This window comes from Nocardioides sp., assembly GCF_036374615.1.
In the GTDB taxonomy this organism is placed as follows: domain Bacteria; phylum Actinomycetota; class Actinomycetes; order Propionibacteriales; family Nocardioidaceae; genus Nocardioides.
In genome coordinates, this window is record NZ_DASUTK010000197.1 from 1 (window position 1) to 26,048 (window position 26,048).

Consider the following 26,048-nt stretch of genomic DNA (forward strand, 5'->3'; position numbering starts at 1 on the left):
GAGCTGGACCAGTTGCGGAACTTGGTCCGTGCCGATGGAATGCGTAAGCCCTTGCCCGCGGATCCGAGCTGAACAGCCCGGCCACAGAGGTGGCGCATGAAGCGCCAAGGAGGAGGTCCCGTGCAGGTCCTGTCGATCCTGGTGCGGTGGGTTCTGATCGCCGTGGCCGTCGTGCTGGCAGCGTGGGCGACCCCGGACGTCGAGCTGCAGAGCGACGTGATGTCCGTGCTGCTGATCTCGGTGCTGATCGCCCTCGCCAACGTCCTCGCCCAGCTGGCGCTGCGCCTGCTGCCGTTGCCGCGTTCGCTGATCCTGCTCGCCATCGTGACCTTGCTCGTCAACGGCCTGGCCGTGTGGTTGGTCTCGGCTGTCACGTCGAGGCTCCAGGTCGACGGGCTGCTGGCTGCCGTGACCTTCGCGATGCTGCTGTCGGTGTTCTCGATCGCGCTCAGCACGCTGGTGCCGAAGTCACTCCAGGGCGGTGACGAGGGGTAACGCGATGTGCCACCCTGCTGCGAAAGAAGGAGCCCCCCATGCCCACCGCCGTCCTCGCCATCCTGCTCGTCCTCCTCGGCGGGCTCCTCACCGCCTGCTCAGACGACACCGGCGGGGAGGCGGACGAACCGAGCCCGGCGGCTACGACCTCGGAGACGCCCGCTGAGCCGCCGACGCTCGCGGCGGCGTACACCTCGACCAGCGTGGAGGGGCACGACCTCGTGGCAGGGACGGAGATCGAGCTCGCCTTCGAGGACGACGTGATGTCGGTGTCGGCAGGGTGCAACACGCTGTTCGGCACCTATGAGCTGACCGAGTCAACGCTTGCCTGGGCAGGCGAGCCCGCCTCCACCATGATCGGCTGCGACCCGGAGCTGGCCGAACAGGATCAGTGGCTGGCCGAGATCTTCTCCACCGGCCTGACCGCACAGACCGACGACGAGGAGACCCTCACGTTGACCGGTGACGGGGTCACCATCGAGCTGGCGAGCGCGGCGGCGACGTCGCTCGACGGGGTCCTCGGCCGCACGTGGACCGGGATCGCCACGATCTCCGACGGGACCACGAGCCGGCTCCCCGTTCGCACCCGCCGCCCCACGCTCAGCGTCCGGGGCGACGGGCTGGCGCGGCTGTTCACCGGTTGTACCAGCGGCCGGACCACGGTCAGGGTCGACGGCTCGTCGCTCGCGTTCGCCAACACGCGGGTCATGCGAGGGTCGTGCACCGGGCCAGCCGGCGAGACCCACCGGGCGGTGCTGGCCTTGCTGGACGGACCCAGCGACCACGCCGAGCTCCGAGACCACCTGCTGATCGTGACGAAGGACGGTCGAGGCCTCGTCTTCGAGATCTCGTGACGGCGAGCGGTCGCCGGCTAGCGGTGGGTGATCCACCCCTGTGACTCGAGCGAGGCCAGCAGGTGCTCGGCGCGGGCCTCCTCGACCAGCAGCTCCACGAGTCCCACGGGACGGCCGGGATCGTGGTCGATGTGCACGTCCTCGATGTTCACGCCGGCAACGCCTGCATCGGCGAACAGCCGGGCCAGCTCGCCGGGGTGGTCCGGCACGGACACGAACACCGACCGCATCGCGTGCGCCGGACCGCCGTGCTTGCCGGGGATCGCCTCCGTGCCGGCGACCCCACGGGCGAGCAGGGCACCGAGCACGTCGCGATCACCGTCACTGAGCGCGTTCTGGAGCGCGTCGAGCTCCTCACGGACCTCAGCCAGGAGTCCGCGCAGCGCCTCGGCGTTGTGCCGCACGATCTGCTCCCACAGCGCCGGGTCGCCACCGGCGACGCGGGTGACGTCGCGGACTCCCTGGCCTGAGAGCGCGAGGTGGGAGTCCGGCGCGTCGGCCAGCCGGCCGGCCACCAGCACGGCCAGCAGGTGAGGCAGGTGCGAGATCCGAGCGACGGCCCGGTCGTGCTCCCCCGGGTCCAACGTCACCGGCACCGCCCCGCAGACCCGCACCAGCTCCTCCACGAGCGACACCGCGTGCGGCGTCGCCTCATCGTGGGGCGTGATCGCCCACGGCCGACCATCGAAGAGCGCGGCGCTCGCCGCCAGTGGTCCGGATCGCTCGCTGCCGGCCATCGGGTGCCCCCCGACGTACCGCGCGAGCAGGTCCGGCAGCTGCTCGCCGACCGTCTGGAGCGGCTCGGACTTGATGCTGCCGACGTCCGTCACGACCGCGTCGGTACGCCGCAGCGCTGCGACGATCTCCGACCCCAGGTGATCGGGCGGGACCGCCACGACCACCAGCTGAGGGCGATCGTCCGGGCGGCGCGGTCTGCCGGCGCCCAGCCCCGACGCCGTCCGCAGGTGCTCGGCCGACAGGTCGTGGAGGAACGTCTGCACCCCGGCGCGCCGGCACGCCAGGCCGATGGAGGTGCCGAGCAGGCCCGCCCCCACAACCTCGACCGGCCCGGTGAGCAGGTCACTCATCCGGCACCTCGCGAGTGCGCGTGAGGTCCTTGCGCAGCGCCGCCGCACCGTGCAGGTAGCAGTGCGTGACCTCGGCACGGGGCAGGTCCGTCTCGACGTGGGCCAGCATCCGGACCACCCGTGGCATGGACCCGGTGATCTCCAGCTCTCGGGTGCAGATCAGGGGAACCTCCCCGAAGCCGAGCTGACGGGCGGCGTACGCCGGGAACTCGGACACCAGGTCGGAGGTAGCGGTGAAGATCACGGAGATGAAGTCGTCCACCGTGAGCCCGTTGGACGCCATCACGTCGTGCACCATCTCGGCGACGCGGTCGAGCATGTGCTCACGCGCGTCGCTGTCGAGCTGGGTGGCCCCTCGCACCGCCCGCACCGCCACGGTCTCCTCCTCGCGTCAGACGCAGGAAGCCTAGACCCACCCGGCGAGGGTCACAGGCGCACGCTGTCCAGCAGCTCGCCGAGCTCGTCACGGGTGAGCTCTCGGAGCTCGCCGGTCTTGAGCTGCCCGAGCGACACCGGCCCGAACCCGGTGCGCGTCAGGCGTCGAACGGGGTGGCCCACGTGGTCGAGCAGTCGCCGGACGATCCGGTTGCGACCCTCGTGGATCACGAGCTCGACGATGGTGCCCCGGCCGCCGGGGCCGCGGGCGACGATCCGGGCCCGGGCGACCGCGACCGGCCCGTCGTCGAGGGTGACCCCCTCCAGCAGCGAGGCGATCGTCGACCTCTTGACGTCCCCCTCGACCTCGGCCACGTAGGTCTTGTCGACCTCGTACGACGGGTGCGCCATCCGGTGTGCGAAGTCGCCGTCGTTGGTGAGCAGGAGCAGGCCGGAGGTGTCCGTGTCGAGCCGACCGACGTGGAAGAGTCGGCCGTGCTCGGCGGCCTTCTCCTCGATCACGTCGGTCAGGTTCCGCCTGCCCTCGGGGTCCGACATCGTGGAGACCACGCCGCGCGGCTTGTTGAGGACGAGGTAGGCGTGCGGGGACACCGGCGGCAGCCGCCGGCCGGACACCCGGATCACGGCCGTTCGTGGATCGACCTTGGTGCCCAGCCTGGTGACGATCTCGCCGTCGACCTCGACCTCCCCGGCGAGCATCAGCTCCTCACACTTGCGGCGAGAGGCGATCCCCGACTGGGCCAACAGCTTCTGCAGCCGGACCAGTCCGTCGTCGTCACTCATGCGCCACCGCTCACGCGCTGTCGACCACCGTCGCACCGGCCGTGCTCGACGCCACCGCCTCGGTCAGCTCGTCCTCAAGGTCGTCCATGTCGGGCAGGTACGGCGCCAGCTCGGGCAGCTCGTCGAGGCTGGTGACACCGATCCGCTCCAGGAAGTAGCCGGTGGTCCGGTAGAGCGTCGCACCGTGCTCGCCGTCGTTGCCGGCCTCCTCGACCAGGCCGCGCGTCAACAAGGTGCGCATCACGCCGTCCACATTGACCCCACGGATCGCGGACACTCGAGCGCGCGACACCGGTTGCTTGTAGGCCACCACGGCCAGGGTCTCGAGTGCCGCCTGGGTCAACCGGGCCTGCTGCCCGTCAAGCACGAAACCTTCGACGACCGAGGCGAACTCCTCCCGGGTGTAGTAGCGCCAGCCCCCCGCCACAGGGCGCAGCTCGAAGCCGCGTCCCTGCTCGTCGTACTCACGGGCCAGGTCGGCCAGGGCATGCTCGACCGCCGCCACCGGGTGCCCGGCGGCCGAGGCGAGCGTAGCGACGTCGAGCGGCTGGTCGGCCACCATCAACAGCGCCTCCAGCGCCGGACGCAGCTCGGCGAGCGCCACGTCGAGGGTCTGTGACTCAGTCATCGTCGTTCTCCTGCTCGGGGTCGTCTGGCTCGGATTCCATTGGCTCGGACCCGTCTGCCGCCGCGCGCGCGTCCTCGGCCGGGGTGCCCTCGAACTCGTCGACCTCGAAGTCGTCGGCCTCCCCGCCGGTCCAGCGCACGGTCAGCTCACCCAGCGCCGTGACCTGGTCGAAGGCCACCGCCCCCTCCCGGAACAGCTCCAACAACGACAGGAACCGCGCCACGGTGGTGAGCATGTCCGGAGAGTCGCCCACCAGGGCGCGGAAGGTCATGGTCCCCGAACGACGCAACCGGCCGGCGACCAGGGCGGCCTGCTCGCGCACGGAGACCGCCGGCGCGTGGATGTGGCCCAGTGACATCTCCGGCTCGGGCTTGGGCTCCAGCGCGCGCGCCGCGAGCTCGGCGAACTGGTCGAGGCCGATCCCGATCAGCACCTCGGGCAGCAGCCCGGCGTACCGCTCCTCGAGGCCGACGGAGCGTGGATGACGGAGTCCCTCCGCGGCCAGGCGGCGCTCCAGCACCCCGGCCACCTGCTTGAACGCCTTGTACTGCAGCAGTCGTGCGAAGAGCAGGTCGCGCGCCTCGAGCAGAGCGAGATCCTCCTCGTCCTCGACGTCGCCCTGCGGCAGCAACCGCGCCGCCTTGAGGTCGAGCAGGGTCGAGGCCACCACGAGGAACGACGTCGTCTGCTCCAGGTCCCAGACGGCGCCCAGCGCCCTGACGTGGGCGATGAATTCATCGGTCACGCGTGACAGCGCGACCTCCGTGATGTCGAGCTTGTGCTTGGCGATCAGGTTCAGCAGCAGGTCGAAGGGTCCCTCGAAGTTGTCCAGCCGTACGGCGAACCCGCCGCTGACCTGCTCCGCGGCCGCGCCCTCGTCCAGCTCGACCGCAGCCGCCATCAGGTCGGTCATTCCTCGATCAGCCGTCGCACCAGGGCGCTGGCGGGACCCTTCTCGTCGAAGTCGCGCAACACCAGCGCGACCGCCTCGCGGACCAACCGGCCGCGGTCGAGCGCGAGCCCGTGGTCGCGCCGCAGCGCCAGCCGGGCGTGCTCGAGGTCGAGCAGCTCGTCGGAGGTGACGTACACCGTCATCTTCTCGTCGTGCCGAACCCGACCACTGGGCTTGCGTGACTCGAGCTCGGCCCCGCTCTCCTGCTGGTCGGCGTCGCCGGCCTCCGGCGCATCGGGGACCGCGCGGACACGCGCCTGCTCGTCGGAGGTGCGGAACAGGTCGTCGGCGGCGGGAAGGCTCACCCGTCGAGGCACCGCAGTGCCACCTCCTTGGCCAGCTGCCGGTAGGCATCGGCACCCGGCGAGCTCGACGCGTACGACGTGATCGGCTCACCCGCGACCGTCGAGTCCGAGAACTTCACGGTCCGCCTGATCACGGTGTGGAACACCTGGTCGCCCCACGCCTGCACCAGCCGCTCCATGACCTCGCGACCGTGCAGGGTCCGACCGTCGTACATCGTGCCGAGGACGCCGTCGATCTCCAGCCGGGGGTTCAACCGCTCGCGAACCTTGTCGATGGTGGTCTTCAGCAGCGCCACTCCCCGCAGCGCGAAGTACTCGCACTCCAGCGGCACGATCACCCCGTGGGACGCGGTGAGCGCATTCACCGTCAGCAGCCCGAGCGAGGGCTGGCAGTCGATCAGGATCACGTCGTAGGTGGCGAGCGCGGGAGCCAGCACCCGGGCCAGCGTCTGTTCACGAGCGACCTCGTGCACCAGCTGCACCTCGGCGGCGGACAGGTCGATGTTGGACGGCAACAGGTCCATGCCGTCCACACCGGAGGGGACCACCACGTCGTCGAGTCCGACGTCACGGTCCATCAGCAGGTTGTAGATCGTGAGATCCATCTCGTGCGGGTTGAGACCGAGCCCGACCGACAACGATCCCTGCGGGTCGAAGTCGACCAGCAGGACCTTGCGTCCGAACTCCGCAAGCGAGGCCCCCAGGTTGATCGTGGTGGTCGTCTTGCCGACACCACCCTTCTGGTTGCACATCGAGATCACACGGGCGTCGCCGTGCTCGGTCACCGGACGGGGATCCGGGAAATGGGGCAGCGGCCGGCCGGTCGGACCCAGCTCGGGCTCCGCGGCCTCCGGCACCACCGGCGCGTCGACAGCGGTGGTCCGGGCGGCCCGGACCGGGGCGTCGACCTGGACGGGGGCGGAGGCGCCCTCGACGGGACGCTCGAAGGGGATGGGGTCTCTCACGTGGTCGTTGGCTCCGGGGGGCGTCTGGTCGGGTGGGGCATCGGTCAGTGCGTCGGGTTGGGCGCTGGACTGAGGTCGAACCAGCGGTGGCATCTCGGCGGCCTCGGCGGCGCCTCGCTTGTGGAACAGTCCTGAGAAGGACCCGCCACCACTCATCAGTTTCTCCTGCCTGTGGGTCCGGCAAATTGTCGACTCGGCGACATCTGGTCGAGTGAACGTGACGCTAGACCTCGGTCGCGGCGCGTCTCAACCGACGCACCGATACCCCCAGGAACAATCTGAAATCTGTTGAGGACGGCGGGAGCGGGTGCACACCCCGGTGGTCTCCTGTGCACGAACATGTGGACGCCGCTGGCGGACGACGCAGGTTCGACCAGGCTGTCGTCACTCGCGCTCGGCACGACCCAGCACGGTGGCGACGAGAGCCGGCACATGCTCGTGGCCCAAGGGGGCGTCGGTCATCACCCGGGCGTAGATGACGGCTCCTGCCAGTGCGAGGGCTGCCTGCTGCGGATCGATGCCGGGATCGAGCTCGCCGGCGTCGATCCCCGCGCGGACCGCGTCGACCACAGCCTGACGACGGCGCGCGTTGAAGCCGTGGTGCAGCCGTCGGACCCCCGGGTCGTGCTCGGCGGCCTCGATCAGGGCGGGGAGGCACCGTGACAGGGTCGAGTCGCGCATCCCGTCGACCAGGTGGTGCATCAGCTCCTCGAGCCTGGCGCGCGCATCAGCCGCCGTGGCGGGGTCGGCGGGCGGCTGCACCACCAGCTCCTCCAGTGCGTCGGCGACCAGGTCGAGCTTGCCGCTCCAGTGCCGGTAGATGGTGCTCTTCGCGACCCCGGCGCGCCGCGCCACCGACTCGATCCCGAAGCCACCCCACCCCCGCTCCGCGAGCTCGTCCAGGGCCGCCTGCCGCACTCGACGGGTCGACCGCTCGATCCGTGGGTCCAGCTCGCGCTGGTCGTCCTGGTGGGCGTGCTGTTCAGCGGACTCCGTCGTGGGTGTCACGGGCGTGAGTGTAGAGCAATCGAACGCTCCCGTAGCGCTGCGAAACGCATCCGTTGCATATCTCCCGGAGGAGGCGTACGGTCGAGGACATGACCGCATCCGTCCGCTACATCGTGAACGACGCGACGAGCGCCACCGCCTTCTACCGCGACCAGCTCGGGTTCGAGGTGCTGATCGAGGCCGGACCAGGCTTCGCCATGCTCCAACGTGACGACCTGCGACTGCTGCTCAACGCCCCGGGCGCCGGCGGTGGGGGCCAGGGAGACGGCACGCACCCGCCGGAGCCGGGCGGCTGGAACCGGATCTCCCTCAGCGTGAATGACGTCCGCGAGGAGGCCGCCCGGCTCGAGGAGGCCGGCGTCACGCTCCGCAGTCCCGTGATCGAGGGCAACGCCGGCAACCAGGTGCTCGTGGCCGACCCGAGCGGGAACCTGGTGGAGCTGATGGAGCTCCGGCAGGGCTGACGACACACGGTCACAACCGCCGGAGCGCAGTCGCCGCCAGGACCAGCTCACCGGCGGCGTCCGAGGCGTCGCAGTCAACGACACCCTCGATCACCCAGTCCCGGTGCCCGGCCGGATCGGCGATCGTCTGCACCACGCGCCGTACCCGGGCGGTGGTCCCCTCCTCCGCACCCGCCGGCTCGCCCAGCTCCTCCGGGCCGACACTGAGGTACGTCGGGCCGCGTGCACCGGCATCCGTCGCGATGGTGTCGTGCTCGGCGTAGTAGGCCTCGAGCGCCTCGTCCCACGAGGACCGTCCCATCACGACGGTGCGTGGCGGCTCGACCCGGTCCGCGGCCTCCCGCTCGATCCTGACCAGTCCGTCGAGGTCGTCGCGGGCGCACAGCTGGACTCGCGCGAACATGGCGTTGCGGACCATCACCTGGAAGCTCCGCCCCTGGCGCGACAGCGGTCGCGGGGGTGGCGGCGCGTCGTGGAGCAGCACGTCGGCCGGTGCGTGCTCGGGGTCCCCGAGCGATTCCCACTCGTCGAGCAGCGAGGAGTCGGTCTGCCGGATGGTCTCCCCCAGCCACTCGAGCAGGTCCTCCACCTCGGGGGTCCGGTGCCGCTCGGGCACGGTCTGCCGCACCGTCCGGTAGGCGTCGGTGAGGTAGCGCAGCAGCAGGCCCTCGGAGCGCGCGAGCTGGTAGCGGGACACGAAGTCCGAGAAGCCCATCCCCTGCTCCCACATCTCGCGCAGCACCGACTTCGGCTGCAGCGCGTCCGGCGACAGCCAGCCGTGGGTCTCCCGGTAGGTCTCGAACAGTGGCTCGAGGAGGTCGGCGAGCGGCTGCGGCCAGGTGATCTGGTCGAGGATCGCCATCCGCTCGTCGTACTCGACGCCGTCGGCCTTGAGCTCGGCGATCGCCTCACCCCGGGCCGCGTGCTGCTGCGCGAAGAGGATCTGGCGTGGGCCCTCGAGCACGGCCTCGACGACCGACACCACGTCCAAGGAGTACGTCGGCGCCTCCGGGTCCAGCACGTCGAGCGCCTCGAGGGCGAAGTGTGCGAGCGGCTGGTTGAGCGCGAAGTCTGGCGGCAGGTCGACCGTCAGGACGTACCGTCGCCCGTACTCGTCCGGTTGCTCGAGCCGGGTGAGGGTTCCGGAGCGCAGCAGCGATCGCGCGAGCCTCAGCGCTCGGCGGGCGAGACGGCGCCGCTGCTTGGGGTCCTCGTGGTTCTCGGTCAGCAGCCGCCGCATCACGGGAAAGGCGTCCTCTTCGCGGACGACCACGTTCACGAGCATCGCGTTGTCGACCTTCATCCGCGAGACCAGCGGCTCCGGCTCGCCCGAGACGAGCTTGTCGAAGGTCTGCTCGGTCCACACCACGGTGCCCGCGGGCGGCTTCTTCAGCTGCGGCTTCGACCGCTTCTTCGGGTTCGCAGCGTTGCGGGCCTCGGAGCGAGCCTTCGCCCTCTCGTTCTCGATCACGTGCTCCGGCGCCTGGACGACGACGTAGCCGGTGGTGTCGAAGCCGGCCCGACCCGCGCGCCCCGCGATCTGCCGGAACTCCCGGACCTTGAGCACCCGCTGCCGGGTGCCGTCGAACTTGGCCAGGCCGGTGAACAGCACGGTCCGGATCGGGACGTTGATGCCGACGCCCAAGGTGTCGGTGCCGCAGACAACTGTCAGCAGCCCGGCTTGGGCCAGGTTCTCGACCAACCGACGGTACTTCGGCAGCATGCCGGCGTGATGGACGCCGATCCCCGCCCGAAGCAGGCGTGACAGGGTCTTGCCGAACCCAGCCCCCAACCGCACCGCGGCCATGTGCGCGGCGATCGACTCCTTGTCGACGCGGTAGTCGCTCTTCGAGCGGAGCAGAGCCGTGGCGTGCTCCACCGCGGCTGCCTGGGTGAAGTGGACGACGTACACGGGCGCCTGCCCGGTGCTGACGAGCTCGGCGAGCGTGTCGTCGAGCGGTTCCAGCGACCATGCGAAGGACAGCGGCACCGGCCGCTCGGCCTCATCGACCACAACGGTCTCGCGCCCGGTCCGACGGGTGAGGTCCGCTGCGATCTCGGTGACGTCCCCGAGGGTGGCCGACATCAGCAGGAACTGTGCGCGGGGCAGCTCCAACAGCGGCACCTGCCAGGCCCAGCCACGGTCGGGCTCGGCGTAGTAGTGGAACTCGTCCATGACGACCAGCCCGACGTCGGCGGTGGCGCCCTCCCGGAGTGCGATGTTGGCCAGCACCTCGGCGGTGCAGCAGATGATGGGGGCATCGGCGTTCACGGCTGCGTCGCCGGTGAGGAGCCCGACGTCGTCGGCGCCGAACACCTGGCACAGGGCGAAGAACTTCTCGCTCACGAGCGCCTTGATCGGAGCGGTGTAGAAGCTGACGCGGTCATCTGCGAGGGCGGCCCGGTGCGCGGCCTCGGCCACCAGCGACTTGCCCGAGCCGGTGGGCGTCGCGAGCACGACGTTGTTCCCGCTCAGCAGCTCGATGACCGCTTCGTCCTGGTGCGGGTAGAGCTCGAGCCCGGCCTGCGTGGCTCGTTCGAGGACCTCGGCGTAGACCTCGTCCGGCGTCATCCGCGCGCCCGCGGGTGCGCGGTCGCGAAGACCTCACGCAGGTTGTCGACGGTGACCAGCGTGTAGATCTGGGTGGTCGTCACCGAAGCGTGCCCGAGCAGCTCCTGGACCACGCGTACGTCGGCTCCCCCGTCGAGCAGGTGCGTGGCGAACGAGTGCCTGAGGGTGTGCGGGGAGACGTCGCGGGTGACGCCCGCGCGCTCGGCCGTCCGCGTGAGGACTGCCCAGGCGCTCTGGCGCGACAGCCGCCCTCCCCGCGAGTTCAGGAACAGAGCTCCACCCGGGGTGGTCGACGACACCAGCTCGGGTCTCCCGCGCACCAGGTAGGCCTCGACCGCCTCGGCGGCGTACGCACCGAACGGCACCAGCCGCTCCTTGGAGCCCTTTCCTCGCAGCAGCACGGTCCGGTCGGTCAGGTCGATGTCGTCCACGTCGAGCCCGACGGCCTCGGAGATCCGCGCCCCGGTGCCGTAGAGGACCTCGAGGAGTGCCCGGTCGCGCATCGCGAGCACCGTGCCGTCGGCACCGGCAGCCTCCAGGATCGCTTCGACATCGGCCAGCGGCAGCGCCTTCGGCAGCCGCTTGGCGGGCGTCGGGGGCTTCACGCCGGCCGCGGGGTCAGAGGCCGCCAGCCCGTCGCCCAGGCAGAACTTGTGGAAGCCGCGCACCGCCACCAGGGTCCGGGCGGCCGAGGTGGCGGACAGCGCCGGATGGTCCGCGTCACCCTCGCGCAGCCGGGTGAGGAAGCCGGCGACGGTCGCCTCCGTGACGTCGTCGAGCGAGGCCACGCCCTCGCCCGCCAGGTGGGCGAGATACCGGCGCAGGTCGCGGCGGTACGACGTGAGGGTGTTCGCGGCCAGGCCCCGCTCGACCGTCAGGTGGTCGAGGTAGGTGCGGAGCGCGCGGACCAGGGCCGGGCCGGGCCCGCCCTCGGTCGGTTGGTCAGGCAACGGCGCCGTCCAGTGCCTCCTCCACGCTGATCGCGGCCATGCCCACCGCGTCGCCGACCGGGGCGTTGGTCAGCTGGCCCGCGTGGGTGTTGAGGCCGTAGGAGAGGCTGCGATCGTCGCGGCACGCCTGGGTCCAGCCCTTGTCGGCCAGCGCGACGGTGTAGGGCAGGGTCGCGTTGGTGAGCGCGTAGGTGGAGGTGTTGGGGACCGCGCCGGGCATGTTCGCCACGCAGTAGAAGATCGAGTTGTGGACCTCGTAGGTCGGGTCGGCGTGCGTGGTCGGGTGGGTGTCCTCGAAGCAGCCTCCCTGGTCCACAGCGATGTCGACCAGCACGGAGCCGGGCTTCATCTGCGAGACCAGCTCGTTGGACACCAGCTTCGGCGCCGCTGCGCCGGGGATCAGCACCGCCCCGATCACCATGTCCGCCTCCATCACCTGCTGCTGGATCGCCAGCTTCGACGACGCCAGGCCGTGGACCCGGTTGTTGTAGCGCCAGAACGACATCCGCAGCTTGTCCAGGTCGGTGTCGAGAAGTGTCACGTCGGCCCCCATGCCGAGCGCGATGTTGGCCGCGTTCTGCCCTGACACGCCGGCGCCGATGATGACGACCTTGGCGTTCGCGACCCCGCCGACACCGCCCATCAGCACCCCCCGGCCCCCCTGAGCCTTCATCAGCGCGTGCGCCCCGACCTGCGGCGCCAGGCAGCCGGCGACCTCCGACATCGGGTACAGCAGGGGCAGCCCGCCCGAGGGCAGCTGCACGGTCTCGTAGGCGATCGCGGTGACCTTCTTGGTCACCAGCTCCTCCGTGAGCGGCTTGTCGGCCGCCAGGTGCAGGTAGGTGAACAGGGTCAGGCCCTCACGCAGCCGGTGGTACTCCTCCGCGATCGGCTCCTTGACCTTCAGCACCATGTCGACCCCGCCCCACACCTCGTCGGCGTCGTCGAGGATCTTCGCGCCGGCCGCGACGTACTCCGCGTCCGGGATCTGGGACCCGATCCCGGCGCCGCGCTGCACGACCACGTCGTGACCGTGCTGGGTGAGCTCGTGCGCCCCTACCGGGGTCAGCGCGACGCGGTACTCGTGGTTCTTCACTTCCTTGGGGACGCCGATCTTCACCCTGGTACTCCCTCACCTGCTTTGTGTGATCACCGCCACGGACATGGCGACGGCTGCTGACATTACTCCGGACTCGGTCCGCGACCGCTCAAACCCCGGGTGAGTGCGAGCAGCACGGCGATGACCGTCGGGGCGTCGCTGACGCGACCGTCCAGGATCGCCTCGTGGACGTCCTCGAGAGGAGCCCAGAACACCTCCATGGCGGCCTCCTCGTGGCTGGGGTCGAAGTCACCGCGTCCGACGTCCGTCAGGTCCTGCGCCAGGTACAGGTGGACCCGCTCGCTCGTGACGCCCGGCGAGGAGTACGTCGAGCCGAGAAGCGTCCACTCCTCGGCGATCAGGCCGGCCTCCTCGCGCAGCTCGCGTCGGGCGACGACCAGCGGGTCCTCGCCCTCGACGTCGCACAGCCCGGCCGGCAGCTCGACGAACCACGCCTGCCCGGGGTGCCGGTACTGCCGCAGCAGACACGCCCTCCCGGTCCGGTCGACAGCGAGCACGACGGCAGCACCGGGGTGCTCGAGGACGAGCCGACGGAAGGTCTCGCCACCGTCCGGGGCACGAACCGTGTCCCGCCGCAGCGCCATGACCCAGTCGTCCCGGAAGAGGTCCTCGGACTCGAGGACCGGCCATGAGGCCGGGGTGTCCTCGAGGGGCGGCTCGGTCATGTCAGGACGCTACCGTGAGCACTATGACCACCGTCACCAGCCTGACCCGTGCCGAGGCCGAGACGCGGGCGAGGATCTTGACGGTCTCCCGCTACGACATCGAGATCGACCTGACCGGTCTGCTCGAGGGCGAGGTCTGGGAGTCCACGTCGAGCATCACGTTCGGCTGCACGGAGCCCGGCGCATCCACCTTCGTCGACGCGGTGGGCGACGTCAGGCGCGCCACGCTCAACGGGGTCGACCTCGACCTCACCTCAGCAGCCGGCGGGCGGGTCCCGCTCCCCGACCTGGCAAGGGAGAACACACTCGTCATCGAGCTGTCGCAGCCGGACACGGCCGGCTCGGCCGGCATCCTGCGGACCGTCGACCCGACCGACGGCCTGGTGTACGTGTGGACCTCGCTGGAGTGTGACGACGCCCGTCGGCTGTGGGGATGCTTCGACCAACCCGACCTCAAGGCGCTGCACCGCTTCACGGTCACCGCACCGGCGGCCTGGACCGTGACCAGCAACATGCGCCCGGAGGACGTGACCGACGACGCCGGTTCGCGGACCTGGTCGTTCCCGGACACGCCGCCGCTCTCGCCGTACGTCACCGTGGTGAACGCCGGTCCCTTCCACGAGGTCCGGGAGCAACGCGGCGACTACAGCCTCGGGCTCTACTGTCGTCAGTCGCTCGTCCCGAACCTCGAGCGCGACGCATCGTCCCTGCTGGATCTGACCGAGGCCGGGCTCGCGTTCTTCGGCGACCGGTTCGGACGCCCCTTCCCCGAGGCCCACTACGACCAGGTCTTCGTGCCCAACATGGGTGGCGCGATGGAGAACTGGGGCTGCGTCACCTGGGGCGACGGCTACCTCCACCGCGGAACGCCGACCCACAGCCAACGCCACATGGTCGCCGTGACCCTGCTCCACGAGATGGCGCACATGTGGTTCGGAGACCTGGTGACCATGCGGTGGTGGGACGACCTGTGGCTCAACGAGGCGTTCGCGTCATGGGCGTCCACTTGGGCGGCCGCAGAGGCGACCGAGTTCACCGACGCGTGGGCGGGCTTCCTGATCGGCCGCAAGCTCGACGCCTACCGGGTCGACATGGGGCCGGCCACGCACCCGATCCGCCACGAGGTGCCCGACGTGGACTCGGCGTTGGCCAACTTCGACGCCATCACCTATGCGAAGGGTCAGGCGGTGCTCCACCAGCTGATGGCCTACGTGGGCGAGGAGGCCTTCACCCGCGGGCTGCAGGACTACTTCTCCCGGCACGCGTGGAGCAACACCCGGCTCGACGACCTCATCTCCGCCGTCGAGCGGGCATCGGGCCGCGACCTCCGGGACTGGACGAGCGACTGGCTCGACCGGGCAGGCACCGACACCCTGACGCTCACGTCCAGCACGATCGACGCCGTGGCTCCCGACGGCGGCGAGCCGCGGCCACACCGGATCGACATCGGCACCTACAGCGCCTCCGGCGAGCTCCTCGAGCGCACGCCGGTCGAGACCTCGGGCGGCAGCACTCCCCTGCCGTCACTGCCCGACGGGCTGCACCTCCTCAACGACACGGACCTGGCGTTCGCGGCGGTCCGCACCCACGACGACTCACTGCGTCGGTTGCTCGTCGCCGTGGGCTCGATGCCCGACCCCACGGCCAGGGCCCTCATGGTGGCGACGGGGATGGACCTGCTCCGCAAGGGTGAGCTCGGCGGTACCGAGCTCCTCGGCGGGCTGCTCGGTGCGCTCGGGGCCGAGAAGAGCGCGACGCTGCTCGAGCCGTTCCTCCTGCTCGCCCGCGACGTTGCCGAGCTCTGGTGCCCGCCCGACCAGGTAGCCACGTCCGTGGCCAGGGTGGCCGACCAGGCGCTCGCGTTGAGCCGTGACCTGGAGCAGCGGCGACCGGCGCTCAACGTGCTGGCCGCCTGCGCGTCGACCACCGCCCACGACGACGCCCTCGACCAGGCGATGGGCGACGACGTGGACCTCGCATGGCGGGTGATGATCCGGCGCGCCGAGCGCGGCGTGCTCGCCGACGGCGTGGTCGAGGACCTGATCGCGCGCGACCCCGATCCGGATGCGCGTGCCCGAGCGGTCGCCGTGAACGCCGCGCGCCCCGAGGAGGCCGCGAAGGCCGAGGCCTGGCATGAGCTGTTCGAGAAGCGTTCGGTCCCCGCCGGCTACCCAACGTTCCACGTGGCCAAGGCGTTCTGGCGCCCGGCGCAGGTCGACCTCCTGCTGCCCTGGGCCGACCGCTACCTCGAGGAGATGCGAAACATCTCCGGTGGTTTGCTGGCGATCCTGTCGATGGTGCGCTCGATGTACCCCATCGTCGGCGACGACGACTTCGTCACCCGGTCCCTCGAGCTGGCCGACGCTCCAGGCACCGACCCCACCGTCCGCAGCGCGCTCCTCACCGGCGCCGACACGCTCAGCAGGATGATCCGCGCCCGGGCAGCCGGCTAGGCATCGCGCATCCTGACTCGGAGGAGCTGCCCGCCTACGCCTCGTCGTCCGCGACTTGTCGCCGCAGTCCGCTCTCGTCGATCGGGAACCGCTCGGCCTTCTGCCGCTCGATCGCCGCTCCGATCAGGCCCGAGAACAGCGGGTGCGGCCTAGTGGGCCGCGACCGGAGCTCCGGGTGTGCCTGGGTCGCGACGTAGTAGGGGTGGACCTCGCGGGGCAGCTCGACGAACTCGACCAGGCCGAGGTCGGGGTTGGTTCCCGAGAACACCAGACCTGCTTCACCGAGCTGGTCGCGGTAGTCGTTGTTGACCTCGTAGCGGTGCCGGTGTCGCTCGTGGACGGTCGGCTCGCCGTACGCCTGCCGCACCAGGCTTCCGTCGGCGAGCGTCGCCGGGTAGAGCCCCAGTCTCATGGTGCCCCCGAGGTCACCGGCCCCCTCGACGTAGGACTTCTGCTCCTCCATGGTCGCGATCACCGGCTCGGGGCTGTCGGGCTCGAACTCGCTCGAGCCGGCCTTCTCCAGGCCGGCCACGTTCCGGGCGTACTCGATGACCATGCACTGCAGCCCGAGGCACAGCCCCAAGGTCGGAATGCCGTGCGTGCGGGCGTACGTCAGCGCGCCGACCTTGCCCTCGATGCCGCGCACCCCGAAACCGCCCGGGACGCACACCGCGTCGACCTCGCTGAGATGCTTGGCGGCGCCGGCCGGGGTCTCGCAGGTGTCGGAGGCGATCCAGCGCAGGTGCACCTTCGCCTCGTGGGCGAACCCGCCGGCACGCAACGCCTCGACCACCGAGAGGTAGGCGTCGGGCAGGTCGATGTACTTGCCGACCAGCGCGACCGTGACCTCCTCGTTGGGGTGGTGGACCCGCCGCAGCAGGTCGTCCCAGCTGGTCCAGTCGACGTCGCGGAACGGCAGGTCCAGACGTCGTACGAGGTAGGCGTCGAGCCCCTCTCGGTGCAGCACCTTGGGAATGTCGTAGATCGAGGGCGCGTCGGCCGCGGTGACGACGGCCTCCTCGTCGACGTCGCACATCAGCGAGATCTTGCGCTTGATGCCCTCGGGCAGCTCCCGGTCCGCCCGGCACACGACGGCGTCGGGCTGGATGCCGATCGAGCGCAGTGCCGCCACCGAGTGCTGGGTCGGCTTGGTCTTCAGCTCCCCCGACGGCCCGATGTAGGGCACGAGCGACACGTGGATGAAGAAGCAGTTCTCGCGACCGACGTCGTGTCGGGTCTGACGGGCCGCCTCGAGGAACGGCAGCGACTCGATGTCGCCCACCGTGCCGCCGATCTCGGTGATCACGACGTCGACATCGCCCCCGGCGCCCATCGCGAGGATCCGGTCCTTGATCTCGTTCGTGATGTGCGGGATGACCTGGACGGTGTCGCCGAGGTAGTCGCCGCGGCGCTCCTTCGCGATGACGGTGGAGTAGACCTGCCCGGTGGTCACGTTCGCGATCTGGCTGAGGTCGGTGTCGAGGAACCGCTCGTAGTGGCCGATGTCGAGGTCGGTCTCGGCACCGTCGTTGGTGACGAACACCTCTCCGTGCTGGAACGGGTTCATCGTCCCGGGATCCACGTTGAGGTAGGGATCCAGCTTCTGCATCGTCACCCGCAGCCCGCGGGCCTTCAGCAGGCTACCCAGGCTCGAGGCGGTGAGGCCTTTTCCCAGAGAGGAGGCGACGCCTCCGGTGACGAACACGTGCTTGACCGGCGTCGCATGCTTCACGGGGTTCCATCCTACCCGAGCGGGAGGAGGCCGTCGGCGCCCGACGCACCGTACGAACCCGCGGGAGTCTCCTCGACCCGGGCCAGCGCGAGCACCGCCGCGACCTGGCCCGCCTCGCCCTCGATCCCGTCGACGGTGGTGACCGCCCCCCGACCGTCGACGACCGTCAGGTCGCCCTCGCGGACCGGGGCCGCGACCACGACGCCGGCCGACCGCGTCGCGAGTCCGTCGAGGATGCCCCCGACCACGTAGTCGTCGAGATCCTCACCCAGCACGACCAGGACCAACGGCGAGCGCCGTGCGTCGCGGTCACCGCCCTGCACCAACCCGGCTGCCGCCAGGCTCTGCCGGACAGTGAGCGCGTCCTGGCTCGCAGCCGTGGCGTCGGAACGGCGCGTCGCCAGCGCCGTGCCGATCAGCTGTCCGATCCGCTCGTACCCAGGCGCGTCAGGCTCGGCAGGCTGGCTCTCGAGCTGCTCGACCAGCTGGTCGCCGAGGGTTTCGACCAGCGCCTTCTCGCTCGGTTCTGTCAGCGACTCGGTCAGCCGCCAGGTCCCGCTGACCGAGCCGGCACCGGACTCGATCCCGGCCGTGACCGAGTCGAGCGTCTCGCTGGTCACGCCAGGTCCCGCCAGCACCGCGATGCTGCGCCCCTCCAGTCGCGCCCCGAGCAGGGACGGTCCGGCCGCCGCAGCCAGGTCGTCCGCAGTCGGGCCTGCCGGCTCCTCGCCGGTGTCGGTCGGCGATGCCGACGTGGGGACGATGTCGTCACGCTGCAGTGGACCGGCACCGAGGGCGATGCCCACAGCGAGCGCGAGAACGACGACGAGGGCACCCACGAGGTGCCGACGTACGAGGGTCACGCGAACCACCCCAGGTCGCTCCACGTCTGGCGGACCCAGTCCTGCAGGTCTGCGAACCATTCCTGCCCCACCGGCGTGGTGGCCACTGCTGCGGCCAGGGCGAGGATCCCCACCAGGATGGCCAGGAACAGGTGCCGGGGCCGGAGTCTGCCGGAGTACAGAAGGGGGACGGCGGACGCGTCGACCAGCCGCTGCCCGACCCGCAACCGGGTCAGGTACGTACTCGCGAGGCCGGAGCGCTGCCGGTCGAGGAACTCGTCGAGGGTCGCGTGCGTGCCGACGCCCACGATCAGGGTGGCCTCGGAGGCGAACGCCAGCAGCAGCGCCACGTCCTCAGTGGTCGCCGCAGTCTCGACCCGGGCGGCCCGGACGCCGATCCGCTCCAGCTGATCCACCGGTCGCCGGTCGCCTCGTTCGACTCGCACGACCACGTCGCGCGCGTCGCGCAGGGTCGAGCGGCTCGGCAGCTCGGGAGCGTCCGGCCCGGTTCCCAGGACGACCACGTCCGGGGCGTACCCCGCGTGGCGCAACGCCTCCGCCCCGCCGTCGACGCCGATCAGGACCGGCCTGCGCTCCTTGACGAACGGACGGATCGCACGCAGCTGGGCGACGAGCTCGCCACCGTCGACGACGACGAGGGCCGGTCGTCCGCCGACCTTGGACGCGAGGGAGGGCAGACCTTCGCCGTGCAGCAGCAGCTCCTCCTCACGGCGAAGGAAGGCGGCGCTGTTGTGGGTGAAGGTGTCGAGCTGTGTGCCAAGGCCGGCTCGCGCCTGCTCCATCTCGTCGGCGAGCACCGCGGAGTCGACCGTCCGGCCCATCGCGACCGGCTCGCCGTCGACGTACACGACGTCGTCGTGGACGCGGATCCGGGCGCCGTCGGGTATCCGGTCGGCTCCCTCGACCTGGTCGAGCAGGAGAAGACCGGCATCCGCGAGCAGCGCGGGCCCGAGCGCCGGGTAACGGCCGGAGAGGAACTGTGAGGCGTTGAGGACACCCACGACGCCGGTGTCGACGAGCGTCTGCGCGGTGGCGCGGTCGAGATCGAGGTGGTCGAGCACGGCGACGTCACCCTTGCGCAACCGCGGGATCAGGCCCTTGGACCGGCGCTCGACGCGGGCAGTGGCGGTCAGGCCTGGTAGGTCGAGGGAGGCTTTGCTTCGGACTGGCACCGCCTCATGCTGCCAGCCGTCCGACCCGGTCGCGGGTATAACGGGAGAATCGGCGCGTCAGCCTTGTGCGCGTGCCGGGAGGGCTGCCTCGAGCAGCTCACGAGCATGCGCCAGGGCGTTGTCGGAGTCGCTCTGGCCGGCCATCATCCGGGAGAGCTCGCGCTCGCGTCCGGAGTCGTCCAGCACGGTGAGATCGGCGCTGGTGACGGTGCCGTCGTCGGACTTCGACACGACGACGTGCCGGTCGGCGAACGCGGCCACCTGCGGGAGGTGAGTCACGACGAGTACCTGGGCGGTGCGGGCCAGCCGCGCCAGCCGCCGCCCCACCTCCACTGCCGATGCCCCGCCGACCCCGGCATCCACCTCGTCGAAGACGTACGTCGGGACGCCCGTGGTGCCGGCCAGACTGACCTCCAGCGCGAGCATGACGCGCGACAGCTCGCCGCCCGAGGCGCCCTTGCCGAGGGGCCGAGGATCGGCGCCCACGTTGGCGGCCAGCAACAGCTCCACCCGGTCCTTGCCGGACGCACCGTGCTCGTCGCGTTCGGTGACGGACACGCTCAGGCGGGCGTGGGGCATGGCCAGCGCCGCGAGCTCCTCGGTCACGGTCGCGGAGAGTCGCTCACCGGCGGCCCGACGGGCAGCGGACAGCTCCGTGCCGACCTCCGCCAGCTCGGAACGAAGCCGCTGCGTGACGCCACGGAGCTCCTCGATCCGCTCGTCGGTGCCGTCGAGCTCGGTGAGCCGCTCCGCCGCTCGGTCGCGCCAGGCCAGCACCTCGTCGAGGGTGTCGCCGTACTTCCGCGTGAGGGCGGTCAGCGCGGCCCGCCGTTCGGAGACGGCCGCCAGCCGGGCCGGATCGGTTTCGATGCTCGACGCGTACGACGCGACGTCGGCGGCGAGGTCGGACAGCAGGTAGCTCACCTCGGCCACCCGGTCGGCCAGTCCGGCGACCTCGGGATCGTGCTCACGCACGCCGTCGAGGGCGGTGCGGGCTGACGCGGTGAGGCCCAGGGCGTCGGGCTGGTCGATGTCGTCGGTGGAGAGTGCTGATCGTGCCTCCTCGGCCGAGGACCTCAGCGTGTCGGCGTGACCGAGGCGTGCCTCCTCAGCCGCGAGCTCGGTGTCCTCCCCCGCGCTCGGCGACACAGCATCGACCTCGCCGACGCCGAACCGCAGCAGGTCCGCCTCGCGGGCTCGCTCCCGAGCGTTGGTCGTGACGTCGGTGAGCTCCCGCTCGGCCTCCCGCAGTGCCTCGAAGCAGGAGCGGTACCGCGCGAGCGGCTCTGCGATCGCCTCGCCGCCGAACGCGTCAACGGCATCCCGCTGGGCGCCGGGGCGCAGCAGTCGGTGCTGGTCGGACTGTCCGTGCATTGCCACCAGTGGCGCGGCCAGGTCCGCGAGCCTGCTGACCGGCACGGACGCGCCACCGACGAACGCGCGTGAGCGCCCCTCGGCGCTGACCGTGCGGCCGAGGACGACACGACGGTCCTCCAGCTCGCCGCCGACCTCGTCGACTCGGGCGTCCAGTCCGTGCAGCCCGTCGACGACCACTGTTCCCTCCACCCGGGCCATCCGGGCGCCGGTGCGGACCGCGCCACTGTCCGCTCGGCCGCCGAGGAGCAGGCCGAGGGCGGTCACGATCATGGTCTTCCCGGCGCCGGTCTCTCCGGTGATGACGGTCAGGCCCGGGCCCAGCTCGAGGTCCGACGAGTCGATGACACCGAGCGACCCGATCCGGATCTCCTCAAGCATCGACATCACCCGACCGACGCCCGCGCCAGCCCTCGACGGACAGGTCGAACTTGGCGACCAGCCGGTCGGTGAAGGGCGCCTCGTGCAGCCGTACCAGGCGGACCGGCTGCGCCCCGCTGCGCACCTCGATCCGGGCACCCGGTGGCAGCTCCACCGTTCGCCGGCCGTCGCACCACAGCACTCCGGCTCCGTCGCTCCGCGTCAGCACCTCCACCGCGACCACCGAGGTCGGGGCGACGACGAGTGGCCGTGCGAAGAGGGCGTGCGCACTCAACGGAACGACGCAGAGCGCCTCCACTCCCGGCCACACGACCGGCCCACCGGCGCTGAAGCTGTACGCCGTGGAACCGGTGGGCGTCGCGCACACGACGCCGTCGCAGCCGAACCGCGACAACGGCCGGCCATCGATCTCGAGGACCACCTCGAGCATCCGCTCGCGGGCGGCCTTCTCGACGCTGGCCTCGTTCAGGGCGAAGGTGCTGCTCACGAGCTCGCCGTCGTGGTGGACGGTGACGTCGAGCGTCAGGCGATCCTCGGTCGCGTAGCGCCGGTCGACGATGGCCTGGATGGTGGTCTCGACGTGCTCGACCTCGGCCTCGGCCAGGAACCCGACGTGGCCGAGGTTGACCCCCAGTACCGGGGTGCCACTCGCGTGGGTGATCTCGGCCGCCCGGAGGATCGACCCGTCACCGCCGATGACGACCGCCAGCTCGCAGCCGTCGCCGGCGTCCGGCTCGCCGTCGGCCAGCTCGATCCGCTCCCGGTCGGCGACCAGGCCCAGCTCGGCTGCCTCGTCCGCCAGCAGCCGGACCACGATCTGGTGGCCGTTGAGCGACTCGACGAACGCACGGGCCACCTCTCGCGCCTCCTCCCGGCCGGTGTGGGCCAGCAGGAGGACGCGACGCTGGCCGTCGGCCGCCACCCCGCGGGGCGCTCGCTCCTCAGGAACCATCACGGTCCACCTTCTCACTCTGACCCGCCGTGCCCAGCCCGGCACGCACCACCGCGTCCCGCTGACTCGGCTCGAGGGCGGCGGGGCCGCGCCGGAGCCAGACGAAGAACTCCACGTTGCCGGAGGGTCCCGGCAGCGGGCTGACAGTCACGGCGCGGATCCCCCAACCCCGGGACTCAGCGGCCTCCACGACCGTCGCGACCGCCTCGACCCGCAGCTCCGGATCGCGGACCACGCCACCCTTGCCCACCCGGTCCTTGCCGACCTCGAACTGCGGCTTCACCATCAACACCAGGTCACCTGACGGGTGGGTGATCCCGATCAGCGCGTCGAGCACCAGGGACAACGAGATGAAGGACAGGTCGCCGACGACGACGTCGACCGGCTCGCCCACCACTTCCAGTGACAGGTCTCGGACGTTCGTGCGGTCGTGGACGACCACCCGGTCGTCGCTGCGCAGCGGCCACGCCAGCTGGCCGTAGCCGACGTCGACGGCCACCACCGCGCGGGCTCCCTCGCGCAACAGGACGTCGGTGAAGCCACCGGTCGAAGCCCCCGCGTCCAGGCAGCGGCGGCCCGCGACCGTCAGCCCGGCTCGGCCGAACGTACTCAATGCTCCGGCGAGCTTGTGCCCGCCGCGCGACACGTAGTCGGGGCGCTCCGGGTCGGCGGTCACCACGAGGGCCACGTCTGTGGTGACACCCGTGGCCGGCTTGGTGGCCCGTGCCCCGTTCACCGTCACCCGGCCGGCGGCGATCAGCTCGCTGGCGTGGTCGCGTGAGCGTGCCAGGCCTCGGCGTACCAGCTCGGCGTCCAGCCGCAGGCGTCGTGGCGGCACGTCGCTCAGGGCGTCGTGCCGTCGAGCGCGGCCCGGAGCCTCTCGTGAGCGGCCTCGAACACCGCGGGGTGCTCCGACACGTCGGTCGTGTCGAGGCGCACGAGCGACTCCAACACCTCGTCGACCTCGGCGACCCCGGTACGGACCAGCTCGCTGTCGGCGGTCTCGGGATGCAGCTCGCTCATGGGCCTGAGGCTACCGCGCCGGGTTGCCAGTAGGCGGCACCAGCCCACGGGTGTCCGGCGCGTTCCCGTGCTCGTCGAGGTGCTCCCAGGCGGCGACCGCGGCCACCCGCCACCAGTCGTCGGGGGCACCTTCGCCGTCCACCCTCAGCCGGCCGTCGTGGACCGAAGCACGCCACCCGCCCAGCTCGGCGCAACCGGCGTGGCCCCGGGGCGGAGCCGGGTGCTGCTCCAGCAGGCCCTGCAGGCTGCTGGCGAGGTACGTCGGTCGCTCCTCCGGCATCGCGGCGACGAGCTCCGGGAGGCGGGTCACGCCGGTCATCACCAGGAGCGAGTCGACGCCTGCCTCGTGGCCGCCGGTGATGTCGGTGTCGAGCCGGTCACCGACCATCAGTGGCCGGTCTCCTCCCACGCGCCGGATCGTCTCGTCAAGCAGGGGTCGCCGCGGCTTGCCGGCGACGACCGGCGCCACGCCGGCGAACCGTGACAGGAGGTCGACCAGCACCCCGTGACCGGGGGCCGGCCCCGCAGCGGTGGGCAGCGTCAGGTCGGTGTTGCTGGCGACCCACGGGAGCCCGTCGCGAATCCTGACCGCAGCGCGCATCACGTCCCGCCACACCACGTCGGGACCGTAGCCGCTGACGATGGCCACCGCGTCCTCGTCGTCCACCGCGACCGGTTCGAGCCCGGCCTCCACGAGGGCGGTCTCGAGGCCGGGCCCACCCAGCACCGCGATCCGCGCCCCTGCACCGTGGTCCACGACGAGCAGGTGGGCCGCCGCCTGGGCCGACGTGACCACGTCCGAGACGTCCGCCTCGACCCCGAGGGCAATCAGCTTGGCCACGACGGCCTCGGGTGAGCGCGAGGCGTTGTTGGTGATGAACGCGACGTGCGCCCCCTCCGCGCGGACCCGGCGCAGGTGGTCAACCGCTCCCCGCACCGCCTCGTCGCCGATGTAGACCACTCCGTCGAGGTCGAACATCAGCAGGTCGTAGTCGTCGACCAGCCTCCCCACGCTCGCCCTCAGCGCGCTCACCTCCCCGCTCTGTCGTGTCGCCCCGCACCCTACGATGAGCCGATGCACGCAGCGGGCGCGGAGGGCTCCGGCGAGGTCGCCGGGCCGTTCCGCCTCCACCCGTTCCACGGCTTGGTGCTGTCCCCCCGGCGGGTGGGCGATCCCGCCTCGGCCCGGGCCTTCGCCCGCCCGTACCGCGACGTGGCCACGCGGCTGAAACGTTGGGAGCGTCACGGTCACATCAGCCGGGACGCCGACCCGGGCATCTACCTGCACGAGTACACGACGAGCGGCCTGACGATCCGTGGCCTGGTGGGCGCGCTCGACGTTTCGCGGCGGTCCACGGATCCCGACGACCGGGTCGTGCTCCCCCATGAGGGAGTGCACCGCTCGCAGGCGGCCGAGCTCGCGAGGCGGATGTGGGAGATGAAGCTCAATCCCGCGCCGATCTTGCTCGTGCACCGCGGGCCGGCGGCAGTCCGCGCCGTGGTGCACCGGGTCATGAGCAGGGCGCCTGACCGCGAGTTCCACGATCGTGCCGAGCGGCACAACCGGCTCTGGCGGATCATGGACCCGGCACTCCTCGAACAGGTGGACGAACAGCTCGCCGCGGCCCAGCCGTTGGTGGCCGATGGCCACCACCGGTTCGCTGCCTATCAACGCCTGCAGGATCGCGAGCCCGGCACCAGCGCCGATCGGGGACTGGCGATGCTGGTCGACCAGGACGACACTCCGCTCTTCCTCGGAGCCGTTCACCGGACCCTCGCGGAGACGCGCTTCCGCGACCTGCGGGAGGCAGCCGCGGGCGTCGCCGAGTTCGCCGTCGTCGACGAGCAGGACGCCATGGCAGCGCTGGGACCGAGCACCCTGGTCGCGACCGACGGTCGGGAGTGGGCCCGGATCGAGCTTCCGCTGGACTCCGAGCACGCGGCCGTCCACGTGCTCCACGAAGAGCTGCTCCCCCGGCTGCGGGGCAAGCCGAGGCGGATCGGCTACCACCACACCGTGGAGGACGCCCTGGACCGGTTGGCTCCGCGCAAGCGCGTGGCAATCCTGATGCCAGCGCCCGACTTCGACCTCGTCGACCGGATCGTCTCCGCCCATCGGCTGCTGCCGGAGAAGGCCACGTCGTTCCAGCCCAAGCCGAGCCTCGGAGTCCTCATGCGGTCGCTGCTCGACGGATGACCCGGGCACGGGTCGCCTCGATCTCCACGCGCGAGGCGGACACCCCGCCGGCACGGTAGAAGCGCCGACGGATCGACCCCGACACCTCCACCAGGTCTCCGTCGGACCAGCGGGCCACACTGCGTCGCACACGGGCACTCCATGCGACGCACTCCAGGGCGTCCACCGGTTGCCGGCGCCGGTCTGCCGGAGGCCGGGGAACCACCACCCGGAAGGACCACAGCTCGTCACCACTGGGTAGCGATCGCTGCTGCGGTGCTCCGGACACGCGGCCCACGAGTCGGACCTCGTTCACCTCGTCGACGACGGTCGCGTCGTCTCCTGCGCTTGTCATCTCGCATCACCTCGAGCCCGAGGATGACCAACCACGCTGACAGTGACCGCCCTCGGAGGCGTCGCTTGTGGACGAGGAGGAACGGGCGCCGATTGTGGAAGGAAAGCGGTCCCGACCTGCCACAAACGGCGGCGAAATGCGATCGAGGGCCACCCCTCGCGGGGTGACCCTCGATCAAAGAATGTCCGGCGGCGTCCTACTCTCCCACAGCCTCTCGGGTGCAGTACCATCGGCGCTGAACGGCTTAACTTCCGGGTTCGGGATGGGTCCGGGTGTTTCCCGTTCGCTATGGCCGCCGTAACTTTGTCAACCAACTGTTGTG

At 71.1% G+C, this 26,048-nt stretch carries 26 protein-coding genes and 1 rRNA gene; 5 read left to right on the forward strand and 22 right to left on the reverse strand.

What is annotated here, in order from left to right:
* The first annotated feature begins 120 nt into the window (after positions 1–120).
* Both VFZ39_RS15230 and VFZ39_RS15235 read left to right on the forward strand, forming a co-directional pair.
* Entirely contained in the window at positions 121–495 is a 375-nt protein-coding gene (locus VFZ39_RS15230) for a phage holin family protein (RefSeq protein ID WP_330866629.1), read from the forward strand.
* 38 nt (positions 496–533) lie between these two features.
* On the forward strand, positions 534–1,349 hold the full coding sequence (locus VFZ39_RS15235; RefSeq protein ID WP_330866630.1) for an META domain-containing protein: 816 nt from the start codon (positions 534–536) through the stop codon (positions 1,347–1,349).
* Positions 1,350–1,366: 17 nt separating this feature from the next.
* On the opposite strand, the gene VFZ39_RS15240 is transcribed toward VFZ39_RS15235, so the two are convergent.
* The 8 genes from VFZ39_RS15240 to VFZ39_RS15275 form a co-directional block, all read right to left on the reverse strand.
* The gene (locus VFZ39_RS15240; RefSeq protein WP_330866631.1) at positions 1,367–2,437 is read right to left on the reverse strand and encodes a prephenate dehydrogenase; all 1,071 of its coding nucleotides are present in this window, start codon (positions 2,435–2,437) and stop codon (positions 1,367–1,369) included.
* Positions 2,430–2,813: a chorismate mutase gene (gene aroH, locus VFZ39_RS15245; RefSeq protein WP_330866632.1), complete on the reverse strand. Its 384-nt coding sequence runs from the start codon at positions 2,811–2,813 to the stop codon at positions 2,430–2,432. Before aroH ends, VFZ39_RS15240 begins: the two co-directional genes overlap by 8 nt.
* Positions 2,814–2,863: 50 nt before the next feature.
* Complete coding sequence (locus VFZ39_RS15250) at positions 2,864–3,616, reverse strand: pseudouridine synthase (RefSeq protein WP_330866633.1); 753 nt, start codon at positions 3,614–3,616, stop codon at positions 2,864–2,866.
* Between the two features lie 10 nt (positions 3,617–3,626).
* Positions 3,627–4,244: an SMC-Scp complex subunit ScpB gene (scpB, locus tag VFZ39_RS15255; RefSeq protein WP_330866634.1), complete on the reverse strand. Its 618-nt coding sequence runs from the start codon at positions 4,242–4,244 to the stop codon at positions 3,627–3,629.
* The gene (locus tag VFZ39_RS15260) at positions 4,237–5,157 is read right to left on the reverse strand and encodes a segregation and condensation protein A (protein ID WP_414690304.1); all 921 of its coding nucleotides are present in this window, start codon (positions 5,155–5,157) and stop codon (positions 4,237–4,239) included. Before VFZ39_RS15260 ends, scpB begins: the two co-directional genes overlap by 8 nt.
* On the reverse strand, positions 5,154–5,501 hold the full coding sequence (locus VFZ39_RS15265; RefSeq protein ID WP_414690305.1) for a hypothetical protein: 348 nt from the start codon (positions 5,499–5,501) through the stop codon (positions 5,154–5,156). The genes VFZ39_RS15260 and VFZ39_RS15265 overlap by 4 nt, the downstream gene beginning before the upstream one ends.
* Positions 5,498–6,622, reverse strand: coding sequence for a ParA family protein (locus VFZ39_RS15270; protein ID WP_414690306.1), 1,125 nt, complete (start codon positions 6,620–6,622; stop codon positions 5,498–5,500). The genes VFZ39_RS15265 and VFZ39_RS15270 overlap by 4 nt, the downstream gene beginning before the upstream one ends.
* Before the next feature lie 228 nt (positions 6,623–6,850).
* The gene (locus tag VFZ39_RS15275) at positions 6,851–7,474 is read right to left on the reverse strand and encodes a TetR/AcrR family transcriptional regulator (RefSeq protein WP_330866636.1); all 624 of its coding nucleotides are present in this window, start codon (positions 7,472–7,474) and stop codon (positions 6,851–6,853) included.
* 89 nt (positions 7,475–7,563) lie between these two features.
* Between VFZ39_RS15275 and VFZ39_RS15280 the strand changes: the two genes are divergently transcribed.
* On the forward strand, positions 7,564–7,938 hold the full coding sequence (locus VFZ39_RS15280) for a VOC family protein (protein WP_330866637.1): 375 nt from the start codon (positions 7,564–7,566) through the stop codon (positions 7,936–7,938).
* A gap of 10 nt (positions 7,939–7,948) precedes the next feature.
* Here the strand turns inward: VFZ39_RS15280 and VFZ39_RS15285 are convergent, their stop codons facing one another.
* The 4 genes from VFZ39_RS15285 to VFZ39_RS15300 form a co-directional block, all read right to left on the reverse strand.
* Positions 7,949–10,510: a DEAD/DEAH box helicase gene (locus VFZ39_RS15285; RefSeq protein WP_330866638.1), complete on the reverse strand. Its 2,562-nt coding sequence runs from the start codon at positions 10,508–10,510 to the stop codon at positions 7,949–7,951.
* On the reverse strand, positions 10,507–11,460 hold the full coding sequence (xerD, locus tag VFZ39_RS15290; protein WP_330866639.1) for a site-specific tyrosine recombinase XerD: 954 nt from the start codon (positions 11,458–11,460) through the stop codon (positions 10,507–10,509). The genes VFZ39_RS15285 and xerD overlap by 4 nt, the downstream gene beginning before the upstream one ends.
* Complete coding sequence (gene ald / locus VFZ39_RS15295; protein ID WP_330866640.1) at positions 11,453–12,580, reverse strand: alanine dehydrogenase; 1,128 nt, start codon at positions 12,578–12,580, stop codon at positions 11,453–11,455. Before ald ends, xerD begins: the two co-directional genes overlap by 8 nt.
* A 62-nt stretch (positions 12,581–12,642) precedes the next feature.
* The gene (locus tag VFZ39_RS15300; RefSeq protein ID WP_330866641.1) at positions 12,643–13,245 is read right to left on the reverse strand and encodes an NUDIX hydrolase; all 603 of its coding nucleotides are present in this window, start codon (positions 13,243–13,245) and stop codon (positions 12,643–12,645) included.
* 23 nt (positions 13,246–13,268) lie between these two features.
* Here VFZ39_RS15300 and pepN point away from each other — a divergent pair, with 23 nt between their 5' ends.
* Positions 13,269–15,698 carry an aminopeptidase N gene (gene pepN, locus VFZ39_RS15305; protein ID WP_330866642.1) on the forward strand — a complete coding sequence of 810 codons (2,430 nt, stop codon included), beginning with the start codon at positions 13,269–13,271 and terminating at the stop codon, positions 15,696–15,698.
* 34 nt (positions 15,699–15,732) lie between these two features.
* On the opposite strand, the gene VFZ39_RS15310 is transcribed toward pepN, so the two are convergent.
* Genes VFZ39_RS15310 through VFZ39_RS15345 form a run of 8 tightly spaced genes read right to left on the reverse strand, consistent with a single transcriptional unit; the run spans position 15,733 to position 24,228 of the window.
* On the reverse strand, positions 15,733–17,430 hold the full coding sequence (locus tag VFZ39_RS15310) for a CTP synthase (RefSeq protein WP_330866643.1): 1,698 nt from the start codon (positions 17,428–17,430) through the stop codon (positions 15,733–15,735).
* An 11-nt stretch (positions 17,431–17,441) separates the two neighbouring features.
* Positions 17,442–18,293: a copper transporter gene (locus VFZ39_RS15315; RefSeq protein ID WP_330866644.1), complete on the reverse strand. Its 852-nt coding sequence runs from the start codon at positions 18,291–18,293 to the stop codon at positions 17,442–17,444.
* A complete protein-coding gene (gene steA / locus VFZ39_RS15320) occupies positions 18,290–19,465 on the reverse strand; it encodes a putative cytokinetic ring protein SteA (protein WP_330866645.1) in 1,176 nt (391 codons plus the stop codon). The genes VFZ39_RS15315 and steA overlap by 4 nt, the downstream gene beginning before the upstream one ends.
* A gap of 57 nt (positions 19,466–19,522) precedes the next feature.
* The gene (gene recN / locus VFZ39_RS15325) at positions 19,523–21,220 is read right to left on the reverse strand and encodes a DNA repair protein RecN (protein ID WP_330866646.1); all 1,698 of its coding nucleotides are present in this window, start codon (positions 21,218–21,220) and stop codon (positions 19,523–19,525) included.
* The gene (locus VFZ39_RS15330) at positions 21,213–22,172 is read right to left on the reverse strand and encodes an NAD kinase (RefSeq protein WP_330866656.1); all 960 of its coding nucleotides are present in this window, start codon (positions 22,170–22,172) and stop codon (positions 21,213–21,215) included. Before VFZ39_RS15330 ends, recN begins: the two co-directional genes overlap by 8 nt.
* Positions 22,162–23,010 carry a TlyA family RNA methyltransferase gene (locus VFZ39_RS15335; RefSeq protein WP_330866647.1) on the reverse strand — a complete coding sequence of 283 codons (849 nt, stop codon included), beginning with the start codon at positions 23,008–23,010 and terminating at the stop codon, positions 22,162–22,164. The genes VFZ39_RS15330 and VFZ39_RS15335 overlap by 11 nt, the downstream gene beginning before the upstream one ends.
* A 5-nt stretch (positions 23,011–23,015) precedes the next feature.
* Positions 23,016–23,195, reverse strand: coding sequence for a hypothetical protein (locus VFZ39_RS15340; protein WP_330866648.1), 180 nt, complete (start codon positions 23,193–23,195; stop codon positions 23,016–23,018).
* A gap of 10 nt (positions 23,196–23,205) precedes the next feature.
* Positions 23,206–24,228: an HAD-IIA family hydrolase gene (locus VFZ39_RS15345; protein ID WP_330866649.1), complete on the reverse strand. Its 1,023-nt coding sequence runs from the start codon at positions 24,226–24,228 to the stop codon at positions 23,206–23,208.
* A 42-nt stretch (positions 24,229–24,270) separates the two neighbouring features.
* On the opposite strand from VFZ39_RS15345, the gene VFZ39_RS15350 reads away from it, so the two are divergent.
* Positions 24,271–25,392 (forward strand): DUF1015 family protein, encoded by a 1,122-nt coding sequence (locus VFZ39_RS15350; protein WP_330866650.1) that lies wholly within the window; start codon positions 24,271–24,273, stop codon positions 25,390–25,392.
* Here VFZ39_RS15350 and VFZ39_RS15355 read toward each other — a convergent pair.
* Positions 25,367–25,726 (reverse strand): single-stranded DNA-binding protein, encoded by a 360-nt coding sequence (locus tag VFZ39_RS15355; protein ID WP_330866651.1) that lies wholly within the window; start codon positions 25,724–25,726, stop codon positions 25,367–25,369. The two genes, VFZ39_RS15350 and VFZ39_RS15355, sit on opposite strands and share 26 nt — an antisense overlap.
* A 183-nt stretch (positions 25,727–25,909) precedes the next feature.
* A 5S ribosomal RNA gene (gene rrf / locus VFZ39_RS15360) occupies positions 25,910–26,026 on the reverse strand.
* Positions 26,027–26,048: the final 22 nt, after the last annotated feature.

Coding starts and splice junctions, on each gene's coding strand:
- scpB (WP_330866634.1), bottom strand. CDS start 4,244: ATGACTGAGTCACAGACCCTCGACGTGGCGCTCGCCGAGCTGCGTCCG.
- VFZ39_RS15355 (WP_330866651.1), bottom strand. CDS start 25,726: ATGACAAGCGCAGGAGACGACGCGACCGTCGTCGACGAGGTGAACGAG.
- VFZ39_RS15285 (WP_330866638.1), bottom strand. CDS start 10,510: ATGACGCCGGACGAGGTCTACGCCGAGGTCCTCGAACGAGCCACGCAG.
- VFZ39_RS15240 (WP_330866631.1), bottom strand. CDS start 2,437: ATGAGTGACCTGCTCACCGGGCCGGTCGAGGTTGTGGGGGCGGGCCTG.
- VFZ39_RS15350 (WP_330866650.1), top strand. CDS start 24,271: ATGCACGCAGCGGGCGCGGAGGGCTCCGGCGAGGTCGCCGGGCCGTTC.
- VFZ39_RS15330 (WP_330866656.1), bottom strand. CDS start 22,172: ATGGTTCCTGAGGAGCGAGCGCCCCGCGGGGTGGCGGCCGACGGCCAG.
- VFZ39_RS15340 (WP_330866648.1), bottom strand. CDS start 23,195: ATGAGCGAGCTGCATCCCGAGACCGCCGACAGCGAGCTGGTCCGTACC.
- VFZ39_RS15300 (WP_330866641.1), bottom strand. CDS start 13,245: ATGACCGAGCCGCCCCTCGAGGACACCCCGGCCTCATGGCCGGTCCTC.
- VFZ39_RS15250 (WP_330866633.1), bottom strand. CDS start 3,616: ATGAGTGACGACGACGGACTGGTCCGGCTGCAGAAGCTGTTGGCCCAG.
- VFZ39_RS15270 (WP_414690306.1), bottom strand. CDS start 6,622: ATGAGTGGTGGCGGGTCCTTCTCAGGACTGTTCCACAAGCGAGGCGCC.
- recN (WP_330866646.1), bottom strand. CDS start 21,220: ATGCTTGAGGAGATCCGGATCGGGTCGCTCGGTGTCATCGACTCGTCG.
- pepN (WP_330866642.1), top strand. CDS start 13,269: ATGACCACCGTCACCAGCCTGACCCGTGCCGAGGCCGAGACGCGGGCG.
- VFZ39_RS15260 (WP_414690304.1), bottom strand. CDS start 5,157: ATGACCGACCTGATGGCGGCTGCGGTCGAGCTGGACGAGGGCGCGGCC.
- VFZ39_RS15235 (WP_330866630.1), top strand. CDS start 534: ATGCCCACCGCCGTCCTCGCCATCCTGCTCGTCCTCCTCGGCGGGCTC.
- VFZ39_RS15280 (WP_330866637.1), top strand. CDS start 7,564: ATGACCGCATCCGTCCGCTACATCGTGAACGACGCGACGAGCGCCACC.